Origin of the sequence: Bulleidia sp. zg-1006, from assembly GCF_016812035.1 — a bacterium.
GTDB lineage: Bacteria > Bacillota_I > Bacilli_A > Erysipelotrichales > Erysipelotrichaceae > Bulleidia.
Genome location: NZ_CP069178.1, coordinates 460599 through 472294, shown reverse-complemented (window position 1 = coordinate 472294; position 11696 = coordinate 460599). Strand labels below are relative to the sequence as shown.

At 36.3% G+C, this 11696-nt stretch carries 10 protein-coding genes; 2 read left to right on the top strand and 8 right to left on the bottom strand.

Annotated features, from left to right (window positions below; all coding sequences use genetic code 11):
• Nucleotides 1–178: 178 nt before the first annotated feature.
• The 8 genes from JOS54_RS02460 to JOS54_RS02425 all read right to left on the bottom strand — a co-directional run bounded on the left by JOS54_RS02460 (nucleotide 179) and on the right by JOS54_RS02425 (nucleotide 9598).
• Complete coding sequence (locus JOS54_RS02460) at nucleotides 179–1672, bottom strand: carboxypeptidase M32 (RefSeq protein WP_203245491.1); 1494 nt, start codon at nucleotides 1670–1672, stop codon at nucleotides 179–181.
• Nucleotides 1665–2942: a metallopeptidase TldD-related protein gene (locus JOS54_RS02455; protein WP_203245490.1), complete on the bottom strand. Its 1278-nt coding sequence runs from the start codon at nucleotides 2940–2942 to the stop codon at nucleotides 1665–1667. The genes JOS54_RS02460 and JOS54_RS02455 overlap by 8 nt, the downstream gene beginning before the upstream one ends.
• Entirely contained in the window at nucleotides 2942–4375 is a 1434-nt protein-coding gene (locus JOS54_RS02450; RefSeq protein ID WP_203245489.1) for a TldD/PmbA family protein, read from the bottom strand. Before JOS54_RS02450 ends, JOS54_RS02455 begins: the two co-directional genes overlap by 1 nt.
• 156 nt (nucleotides 4376–4531) lie before the next feature.
• Entirely contained in the window at nucleotides 4532–4654 is a 123-nt protein-coding gene (locus tag JOS54_RS07980) for a hypothetical protein (protein ID WP_203245488.1), read from the bottom strand.
• A gap of 59 nt (nucleotides 4655–4713) precedes the next feature.
• Nucleotides 4714–5655, bottom strand: coding sequence for an ABC transporter permease (locus tag JOS54_RS02440; protein WP_203245487.1), 942 nt, complete (start codon nucleotides 5653–5655; stop codon nucleotides 4714–4716).
• Nucleotides 5652–6767: an ABC transporter permease gene (locus JOS54_RS02435; RefSeq protein ID WP_203245486.1), complete on the bottom strand. Its 1116-nt coding sequence runs from the start codon at nucleotides 6765–6767 to the stop codon at nucleotides 5652–5654. Before JOS54_RS02435 ends, JOS54_RS02440 begins: the two co-directional genes overlap by 4 nt.
• On the bottom strand, nucleotides 6757–8280 hold the full coding sequence (locus JOS54_RS02430; protein WP_203245766.1) for an ABC transporter ATP-binding protein: 1524 nt from the start codon (nucleotides 8278–8280) through the stop codon (nucleotides 6757–6759). Before JOS54_RS02430 ends, JOS54_RS02435 begins: the two co-directional genes overlap by 11 nt.
• Nucleotides 8281–8398: 118 nt before the next feature.
• Nucleotides 8399–9598, bottom strand: coding sequence for a BMP family protein (locus tag JOS54_RS02425; protein WP_203245485.1), 1200 nt, complete (start codon nucleotides 9596–9598; stop codon nucleotides 8399–8401).
• A 142-nt stretch (nucleotides 9599–9740) separates the two neighbouring features.
• On the opposite strand from JOS54_RS02425, the gene rlmD reads away from it, so the two are divergent.
• Together rlmD and JOS54_RS02415 are read left to right on the top strand one after the other, a co-directional pair.
• Nucleotides 9741–11057, top strand: coding sequence for a 23S rRNA (uracil(1939)-C(5))-methyltransferase RlmD (rlmD, locus tag JOS54_RS02420; protein ID WP_203245484.1), 1317 nt, complete (start codon nucleotides 9741–9743; stop codon nucleotides 11055–11057).
• Nucleotides 11058–11268: 211 nt separating this feature from the next.
• On the top strand, nucleotides 11269–11622 hold the full coding sequence (locus tag JOS54_RS02415; RefSeq protein ID WP_203245483.1) for a MerR family transcriptional regulator: 354 nt from the start codon (nucleotides 11269–11271) through the stop codon (nucleotides 11620–11622).
• The last annotated feature ends 74 nt before the right edge of the window (nucleotides 11623–11696 follow it).

Below are 11696 nucleotides of genomic sequence, written 5' to 3'. Positions count from 1 at the left end.
CCGTTGCACTTGATTTGACAATTGGCGAGTAAAAAAATACTACAAATTCAAATTACTCAAAAATTGGTCAAACGCAGTGATATCAATGTGTTGCCGGTTTTTGGTTCTTTTTAACTGTCAAAGATGGGATATATCCATAAGCTTTTTCCAAATAAAAAAGTCTACCGTAGTAGGCTTCTTATAATTGATATAGTTTCGTGAACTTTGTCTTTAAATAATCAATGTAGTATTGAATATTAAATGGTTCACCTGTGCACTTCATTAGAATTTCTTGGAAACTTAAGGAAGCTCCATATTGATGCACATTTTCTTTTAACCAATCCATGATTATTTCAAAATGTCCTGTTCTTAAAGCTTCATCGACATCAATCTGTTTTTCCATGGTGTGAAAGATTTGCGCCGAAATAGCGGATCCTAAAGCATAAGTTGGGAAATAGCCATAGCCATCCCCGGACCAGTGCACATCCTGTAAAACACCTTCACTAACCTTATCGGCATGAATTCCTAAATATTCTTGGTATTTCGCATTCCAAGCTCTTTCTAAATCATCAACATTCAAACGATTCGCAAAGATTTCTTTTTCCAATTCATAGCGAATGAGAATATGCAATGGATACGTAACTTCATCGGCTTCCGTACGAACCAAACTAGGCTTTACCTTATTGATAGCCCAAATGAACTGCCACAAGTCCACCCCACTTAACTGTTCCGGGAATACTTCTTGAAACTTTGGATATAAATATTGCCAAAAGGCTTCACTTCTTCCCAAATAGTTCTCTAATAAGCGTGATTGGGATTCATGAATTCCCATCTTAATATTTTTCGCCAATATTGTACCATCATACTTTGGATGCACGTTGTGTTCAAAATAAGCATGACCACATTCATGTACCGTCGATAAAATAGAACTAACTGGATTATTAAGCAAATACTTTGTTGTTGTTCTGACATCATTTTCACAAACACCGGTTGTAAACGGATGTTCCGATTCATTCTGATAACCCCAATCGCTTGTGTAATGAATGTAGTCCAAAACTTCTTCCATGAATTCTTTTTGTTTAGCAATCGGGTATTCTTTTTCTAAGAAAGAAGTATCCGGCTGTTTGGCACTTTGAAGCTTTTGAATGAAAGGAAGCAATTCTTTCTTAATCGTATTAAAGAAATCATCATAAAATTCCACCGACACCCCATTTTCATTATCACTTAACAATTGATGATACACATCTTCTGGTTTATTGCGATAAGCAATCAACTTCTTTTGATCTTCAATAATACCTTGAACATGAGGTTTAAAGACTTCAAAATCTTCTTCTTTTTTTGCCTTTAACCAAGCATCATAAGACGCATCATTACGGGCATAATGCGCTACATAGAAATCTTGGGGAACAGATTGGTATTTCTCCGTTTCCTTTAATTCCATTTCCACTTCTTTACGGAAATCTTCATTTAACTCTTCTTTCAAAAGAGCTTCCATCACTTCTTTCATCTTTGGATTATTACTCTTTTCAAATGCAATACCAGCCAAATAAGCCGTTCTTGGATCACGATAAGAAGCACCGCTACTTGGTGCCACGGTTTGTTTATCAATGCCAATAATCGTTAATGCCATTTCATAGGCTGAACAAGAAAATTTCCAATCTTGGTAAGTCTTCATTAATTCTTCTTTATTCATGTTCAACTCCTGTTACCATCGCCCCCGGTAATAAGACAAGGGAAGGCACAAGGTTATCGTTATACTGGGTTGATTCTTTTGATAATTTTAAATTTTGAATTTGATTTAACCAATTATCCGATAAAGAACCACCTGTCACCGAAATAATCTTTCCATCTTTATGCAAATATGCCAAACGAATTTCACCACCAAAATCACCATTGATAGGATTCATTTGGAAATCAGAGAATTCAATAACTTCCAAATAATCTCCTTTTCTTAGCTCTTCTTCATCGTAAGTGCCACCTGAAATATAATAATTCTTTGGGATAAAAGTATCCTCTAAGCCTACATAACTAGCGTAACGACGGCTACCAATAAATTTTCTAGGTATATTGTCTTCTAATAAAACACAATCCCCTAAAGCCGAACCATCTTGATCAACGGAAGCGTTATAGGAAGAATTATTTAATTTTGAAAGAGATTGAATAGTCACTTTATCCCCTTTTACATCCTTACAAATTTCTTCACCGCTTTTCCATGAAGAAGCACCGCTCAAAAGCGCTTGGGCGTTCATTTGAACTTTATAGTATTGGAATAAAGTAACCACATTTTCATTTGAAAATAAGATTGGCATCTTTTCTAAAGCCGGGGTTGGAACTGTAGATAAACGATCTTTTCCTTGTTGTAAGACCTTTTGAATATCTTTTTGAAGGAAATCTTTGTCACAAGTACCACTTTTATAATTGCGGTATAGTTCAATTTCATGATTACCTTTGCGAGCATTCAAAATAATTTCTAACATCGAAGATGGATACACATTTTGAACATCCACACCATTGGAATTGATATAATGATCCCTCTTTTCCTCAACAAAGATTTCATAAGAGTTAATATATTTTTCTTCATCTTCCGGAATCGATTGAACGGTTGAAATAAAGTCCTTTGAAATTTGTTTCAAATCGACCTTTTGTACAAAACCTTCGGTCGACTTAGATACTAAAGAATAGGATTTGTTATGAACATAACCTGCTCTTTCCTTTAATTCTTTTAAAATCGAAAGGATTTCTTCTTCGCTTGAAAATGGTGGTACTTCAGCACCGGCATTACCTAAGCTACCATCTTCATTTCCCACATAAACCGTCACATCTGTATGCTTGACATCTCTGATACGGTGTTGATCTAAAGCATGCTTAATGAAATAAAATTCCCATGCCTGACTTGTTCTTTCTTGGATTTCCCAAATTGAAATTCCAAGTTCTTTTAAACTTTTTTTAATCAATTCCAACATTAGCCTAATCTCACTTTCGTCTTTAAATAAGGACCACCATCGGTCACTTTCACCCACTCTTTATGACCTTTTCCACAAGCTCCGGCACCGAAAATCAAACGGTCTGGTGAAGTCATAGAAATATTCCCTAATACATCTGGTACATAACCCGTTAAGATTAATGGTGCAACCACTTTACCTGTTAGTTTTCCATCTTTAATTTCACGACCTAAACCAACCATACATTGAATACCCCAATGCTTTGGATCTTCCATGCCAGAAGCCATTTCTTCTAATAAATAGCCATATTTTATAGAAGCGATCATATCCTCTACACTATCTGTTCCTGAATCAAAAACGGTATTGGTCATACGGGTATACACTTTATGTTCAAAGTTTTCACGCTTACCATTTCCCGTTGCTTGCACACCTAAACGAAGCGCTGATAAAGCATCACAAATGCCCGTTTCTAAGATACCATGGTTGATTTCTAAGGTATCTTGAGCCAGCGTTCCCTCATCATCAAAAGCATAGCTCGTAACATTTTCAGCAATTAAAGCTCCTTCATGCATAGATACTAAATCAGAAGCAACGCGTTTACCAATAAACTCCTTGCCAATCGCACGATCCTTAACAAACATATCCATTTCCACCCCATGACCAAAGGCTTCATGCGCAATTAAGCCGGTGATTTCCGGACTTGTGATAACTTCATATTCTCCCGGCTCAACTCTTTCAGCCGATAATAAATCGTTACCAACCAGGTGCAATTGGTCAATGAGTGGTGCTAATTCATCAATGATTTCTGGCCCTTTTAAACCGGAAGCAGTTTTAACAGCTTGTTTAACCTTACCATCCTTTTGAACCATGGAAACCACATAGGCTTCTGAGTATTCATACGATTGTCTTAAATCACGATTCATGGTTAAAAACATTTTATTCACATGGGTACTATGACTAGCCACCATGTATTCAATCACTTCTTCATGATTATCGGCAATCTTTTTGCCCAATGTTTCTAACTTTTCAACTAGTGACTTTGTGTCCGCTGTTCCAACCAATTGTTCGGCTTCTTTTTCAACGAATAATTCACATGGTTCATCACTTAATATTGCTGTCTTATAGCTTTGAACATGTAGCTCATTTAATAATTGACTTTGTTCTGAAAGCCTTTCTTCTATTTCTTTTGCCAAAGCACTTGGATTTTTTAAATCATTGGTATTAAACGCATATTCTGCGTATTGACCATCCTGACAAACACGAATGACAATACCTCTTTCACTCGCTAGTGTTTTACTGCTGATTTGTGTCGCACTTTTAAGTACATTCACATCTAATCCATAACTATCGGAAGATAAAATAGACACATAATTATACTTTTTATTTAATTGTTGAATCACTTCCTTTAGACTTGAAGCTTGTTTCTGTAAATATTTTGAAAATGGAACCTTCATATGACCTCCTAAATGTTTTTATTATACCTTTATTTTTGAAAAAAAGAAAAGAACTTCTTTATGGAAATTCCTCTAAAATAACCTGCTTATCCCTATAATGATGAGAACAATTCCTCCTGCTAAAGAAGAATAATTCAATAAACCAATGCTTAACTTTTAACCTACAAAACAAGCCGGTAAACAAAGAAGATAGGTCACTAATCCAATAATGAAAGAAGTGATAAAGGCTCGGATTATTGCATAAGTTACTATCGTAAAGCCTACGCTTAAGGTATCCATGGATGTTGCACTTAACTTGACAATTCAAAACATAAATAAAAGAAGAGATGACTTTTTCGTCATCTCACACTCTTATCGTAAGGAATACCTTCTGCCTTAGGTGCTCTTGAATTCTTGGATGTAAAGGCCAAGACCACTAAGGATACAATATAAGGCATCATGTTATAAACCGTTGAAGGAATCTGTAGAGCTGTTAACCAAGACAAGCCTTGATAAACATTTCCTAAAGCTCTAAAGAAACCGAATAATAAGGCAGCTAAACCAATGTTCAATGGCTTCCATTGACCAAAAATCATAACCGCTAAGGATAAGAAACCGAAACCGGCAACACCTGTTTCAAACTTCCATTCTGAAACACCGGAGGTGATATAGACAAGACCACCTAAACCACCTAAGATACCGGAAATCAATACCCCTGCCCAACGCATCTTATAGACATTGATACCAACTGAATCAGCCGCATGTGGATTTTCTCCACAGGCTCTTAAACGTAAACCAAACTTGGTTCTATACATCAAATAGAAAGCTACAATCAATAAGATAACAGCCAAAATCATAAACCAAGTTAATTCAAAGCCTCCCACATTAATTAAGAAGAATTGTTTCTGTTCAACGTATTTTAAAGTGGCTGAAACATTATCCGGATTTTCAGCTTGATTAATTGCCTTAACAATAACTGTCGCCGCAGCTGTCGCAATCATGTTCATAGCTGTACCAACCAAGGTTTGATCCGCACTTAAATTCACTGAGGCAATTCCTAGCAAGCAACTAAATAAGAAACCAAATAATGCGGATGCTAGGATAACAGCAACCAACATACCCAAGGGGCCAACACTAAGTGGCACATACTTCATGGCTAAAGCACCACCCAAAGCGCCCATGACCATGATGCCTTCTAATCCTAAGTTAATTACACCGGAATGTTCTGAAAAGGCACCACCTAAAGCCACTAATAGAAGAACGGAAGCGAAAACTAATGTATATTGAATTAATAAAATCATTTTTCTTCTCCCTTCTGTAATTCTTGTTTCTTTTCAAACTTCATTTGTTGGTGACGTTTGTACCAAACTTTCATAAAGAGAACGAAAGCACTGAAATAAATAATCGTCGCTGAGATTAAATCCGCAATTTGAGACGGATATAAGGACTTATCCAAATACGATCCACCTAATGTGATATGCTCAATGAAATAACTAGAGAAGATAGAACCAATTGGATGTAAACCACCTAAGAATGTGGCCGCAATACCATCAAAACCCATGCTTGGAACGGAAGAAGAAGTCGTTGCCCATTGCTCAAAATCTGTTAAGTACAATAAGGCAGCCGCCAAAGCGGCTAAAGCACCACCAATCATTAAAGTAACGATGATATTCTTCTTTTCTTTCATACCGGCGTAACGCGCCGCTTCTTTGTTGTAGCCGGTGGCTTTTAATTCATAGCCGAACTTGGTTTTATTTAAAACAATCCAAACCAATAGTGCGATTAAGATCGCTAAAGGCACCGCAATGGTTACATATTGGTTACCAAATAATTCATCCAATCCCAATTTTGGTAACACTGAGTTTGTACCCTCTAAGCTAAAGGTATAAGGAGAAGCTGGTTGTTTTACCTTTGCTAATAAGGTGTTGGTGCCATAGAGAATCATCCAGTTCAACATAATACCAGAAATAACTTCATTAACATTTTGATACGCTTTTAAAACGCCAATGATAAAACCGACGAAAGCTCCCATCATTAAAGCCCCAAGCATACAGATATACCAAGGCATATGGAAAGCTAAAGCCAGATAAAGGGAAGTCGCAATACCAGCTGTGTATTGACCGGCCGCTCCAATGTTAAATAAACCAACTTTGTAACAGAAACAAACCGATAACGAACATAGGATTAACGGTGCCGTCTTGACTAAAGTTGTACCAAAATATTTTAAACGCGAGGAACTTCTTGTAAAGGTCATAAAATTTTTAATGATTGTAAAAATACCTTCCGTAGCTCCTTTTGGATTAATCGCCAATAAAACTAAATATCCTATAAACAAACCAATTAAGATACAAATCAAAGAAGAAAGGATGGTTTGCATGGATTCTGATAAACCAGTACTTTTTTTATGCTTCATGAGAAACTCCCTTCTCTTGTCTCTTCGCACCCGACATATATAAACCTAATTCTTCCACCGTTGTTTCTTTTGGATTTAATTCACCAACAATTTCACCTTCATACATCACTAAAATACGATCGGATAAATTCATTACTTCTTCTAATTCCAAAGAAACCAAGAGAACCGCATCACCATTATCACGAGATCGAACCAATTGTTTGTGAATATATTCAATTGCCCCAACATCCAAACCACGCGTTGGTTGTACGGCAACTAATAAATTATGTTTCTTATCCAATTCACGAGCAACGATGGCTTTTTGCTGGTTACCACCCGACATTGAACGGGCAATCGTGGATGACCCTTGACCAGAGCGAACATCAAATTTTTCAATTAAACGGTCAGAATATTGACGAATTTCGCTTTTCTTTAAGAAACCAGCTTTATTAGTGAAAGATTCTTCGTCATACCGTTGTAATATCATGTTGTAATCCAAGGGATAATCCAGCACTAAACCATGTTTCTGGCGATCCTCCGGAATATGACTAATGAATTTAGAACGTTGTTTAATCGTATCCTTACTAATGTCTTTACCATTTAAAAGCACTTCACCAGAACTAATGGCTTCTAAACCCGTAATGCCATAAACCAATTCGCTTTGACCATTACCATCAATTCCGGCAATACAAACAATTTCACCGGAGCGAACATCAAAGCTAACATTCTTAACCGCATTGTTTTTATGCTGTTTAGAAGGAACGGTCATATTCTTTAAAGAAAGCACAACATCCTTTGGCTTAGCTTCCGCCTTTTCTACCACCAACTGAACATCACGACCAACCATCATCTTCGATAATTCTTTTTCACTTGTTCCTTTGACATCAACGGTACCAATGTACTTACCACGACGTAAAACCGATACACGATCCGCTACTTCCATGATTTCATTCAATTTATGTGAAATAAATAAGATACTCTTCCCTTCCCGAGCTAAGTTCTTCATGATTTGCATGAGTTCTTCAATTTCTTGTGGGGTTAAAACCGCCGTTGGTTCATCAAAGATTAAAATATCGTTATCCCGATAGAGCATCTTTAAAATTTCAGTTCTTTGTTGCATACCAACCGTAATTTCTTCAATTAAGGCATTGGGATCCACTTTTAGACCATAACGATTGGATAAATCCAAAACCTTCTTTCTCGCTTCCGTTTTTTCTAAAAAACCATTCTTCGTGGTTTCAACACCCAAAATAATATTATCTAAGACACTAAAACACTGCACCAATTTAAAGTGTTGATGCACCATTCCAATCCCTAAACGATTAGCATCATTTGGATCTTGAATAGTAACCACTTCACCATCTTTCCGAATTTCCCCTTCTTCAGCTTGGTATAAGCCAAAAAGAACAGACATCAATGTTGACTTACCTGCTCCATTTTCTCCCAATAAAGCGTGGATTTCACCTTTTTTCAATTGGAGTGTGATATCATCATTCGCAATAATACCGGGGAAACGTTTCGTAATGTGTAACATCTCAATTGCATATGGAGTTTGCACGTTTGAATCCTCCTTGTTTTTTCTATTATAAAATAATTCACATATAAATTTAAGCGTTTTAAAAAAGGCTACTTTCGTAGCCTTTTAAGTCAAACTACTTGATACTTCCTAGATTTGTTACTTTGACAACTTCAGTCTTAGGAAGTTGTTCTGTGTTCGCATCCGAAGAAATCGTTAATTTCTTTTCATAAATATCTTTCACTAACTTAGCGTAGTCTTCTTTTGTGAAGCCCTTACCAAATTGTGTTGTTGCCGGTAAACCAACATAGTTCTTAGAATCATCAGCAGAAACGACACCTAAGTTATCAATCTTACCAACAATTTCATTCCACTTGCCATCTTTAATTGCTGTTAAAGTATCCTTTGTGGCTGTACCTAAAGCCTTCATAGCTGAAGTAACGGTTAAGCCTTCACCATAAGTTCCATCAATGGTTGCCTTTTGGTCAACGTCAACACCGATAATCTTAGCCTTTGCTTTCTTAGCGGCTTCGGCAACAGATGTGAAGACACCTCCACCACAAGAGAAGACTAATTGCGTCCCACCTTTGTACCATGTATCCATAGCGGCTGTGATATCCGCATCACCTTTGAATTGGTTTGAATAAGCGTACTTAATTTCAACATCCTTAAGACCTAATTCTTTAGCTGCGGCTTCAGCACCTTGAATAAAGCCATAACCATAACGAACAACAGCAGGAACAGCCATACCGCCTAAGAAACCAAGTTTCTTGTAACCTAACTTAACAGCAGCGTAACCGGCCATATAACCAGGAATCTCTTCATGATAAATAGCAGAATAAACATTCTTTGTATTATAATATTTCTTTACGTCCCAATTTTCAGGTTTGAAATCGTATTTTTCACCAGTTTTCTTTGTTCCGGCTTCGATTAAATCACCGGCGGCCACATCAAGAGCAACGAACTTAACGCCTTCCATTTCTTTCTTGCCGGCAACATCAACAATAGCACCCGCAAATAAGTAACCAGGCATAACGATAACGTTATATCCATCATCCACTGCCTTTTCAATCATGTTAACACGATCAGTTGTATTATCTCCTGCAGGCTTATAATAAGTAAATTTAGCCCCATTAGCTTCGGACCATGCCTTAGCAGCTTCATAGGTTGCTTGGTTGAAAGATTGGTCTGTAATATCACCAGAGTCAGTAATCATTGCCACTTTCATATCCGTCTTTTTGTTGTTGTCGGTTGTTTTACCACTATCTTTATTTCCACAAGCAACTAAGCTTAGGGAAAGAAGACCGGCTAAAGCAACCTTGAATAATTTTTTCATTTTTCCTCCTAAACGCTTTCCGTTCTTATCTCAATGATAAATAGGAAATTTTATAAATTCAACCAAAATGTGAAAATTATGTGAAATAATCAAAATATACTTTTTTTAAAATGAAAGCACTTTCAAAATGTATACTATTTTTATGAAACTAAAAATCAAAAAAATTGGTATCAATGGCGAGGGTATCGCCTATGACCGGAAAAAACCAATCTTTATTCAAGGCGCATTTCCAGATGAAATCATTGATGCCAAAATTACCCAAAATAAAAATCACTATGCTTACGGTGAGATAAATCAACTTTTGAAAAAGGCTGATTACCGTTGGAAAAGCCCTTCCCCTACCGAAGAAAGACTAGGTCATCCATTCTTTGCGATTAACTACGCGAAACAATTGGACTTCAAAATGAATTTATTAACTGAAGCCCTTTGGAAATACGCCAAAGTTAAAAGCCGTTGGGTCCGCAAAATCAACCCGGCTGAACATGAATTTTCTTATCGTAATCAATGCAAACTACCAGTACAAGAAAGAAATGGTAAATTGGTCTGTGGTTTATTCTTACCGAATTCCAATCACTTCCAAGTGGTGCATAATTTCTTAACGCATACTCCGGAGGTTGAAAGAATTCGTAAGAATTTATTGTCTATTTTAAATAAGCACCACTTCCCCGCTTACTCAAAACAAACTAAAAAAGGCTTGCGTTATTTAATCATTCGTTCAATCGAAGGTCAAAGCCAAGCCACTTTAATTACTGGTAAGGATACTCTATCCGATAATCTTATCAATGATCTAAAGGATATTTCTAATCTAAATTCTCTTTATCAATCTATTAACACCGTAAAACAAAGCAAACAATTCTTCGGCCATACAACGAAGCTTCTTTTTGGAGAAAAGTCTTTAACCATTCCTTTTGAAAGCATTCAATTAAAATTATCCCCTGAAGCTTTCTTTCAGTTGAATACCGGACAAGCAAAAGCTCTTTATCGCTATGCCATTTCAAAGGTTGAACCATGTCATACCCTCGTGGAAGCCTATTGTGGTATTGGTGTCATGAGTTTATTAGCAAGTTCAAAAGCAGAGAATGTTTATGGGATTGAATTAAATCCAACAGCCATTCAAGACGCAAAAAGAAATGCGACTTTAAATCATATTGAGAATTGTTACTTTGAATGTGGTGATGCAACAGACGGTTTGTATAAGATTGCTAAAAAACATTCCATTGATACTTTATTAGTAGATCCGCCTCGCAGTGGATTGGATGATGGTATGTTGGATGCTATTTTAAAAATTCAGCCAGAAAGAATGATTTATATTTCCTGTAACCCGGCAACCTTATCTAAAAACCTTTCTGTTTTAAAAGAAGCTTACCAAATTTTAACCATTCAAGCCTTTGATTTATTTCCCCAAACGCCTCATGTTGAAACGGTAGTATTAATGTCAAGAGTTGCACCCACTAAGTAAATAAAATGTAGAAAATAAAGGCTGAGTGGGAACATATCCATAGGCTAGGGTTGACACTAGGGACTGGATAACAGAAAAAATGCACCCCCAATATGTGGATTTGTTGCAGAAGGAAAGGTACAGTACCGTATGCAGGAGAAAAAATATTAATATAAGTCTTGACCTGTCCATTAGGGACTGGATTATCCTTTAATCAAGGAAGTGTAAAACCATGCTTAGAAATAAAATTCAAAAGAAAACAGGTTTGACTAGAAAAACCATCAAGTGTTATGAAGAGAAAGGTTTGATTCAGCCGCTGAAATTAGAAAATGGCTATCGAGATTATCGTGATGAGGATTTAGTTACACCAAATATAATTTCATTATTTAGAAAAGTAGGGCTTAGTATATCTGAGATAGAAAAGTGTTTATCGTCCAATGGTAACTCGCTTTCTTCTTTACTTAGAAAAAAGCAAAATATAATTGATGATAAAATCGCCCTGATTGAAGCAGAGGAAAGTATTTATGAAAAATTAGAAAATGCCTTTCCTGGATATTTTGGACAACTAATATTTTCTGCCTATTAACCATTTTTAAACGAAACGCTTGATACAAAAGGGCAGAGAGCATTTTATCTAGTACTTTTTTGTATTTATAGATG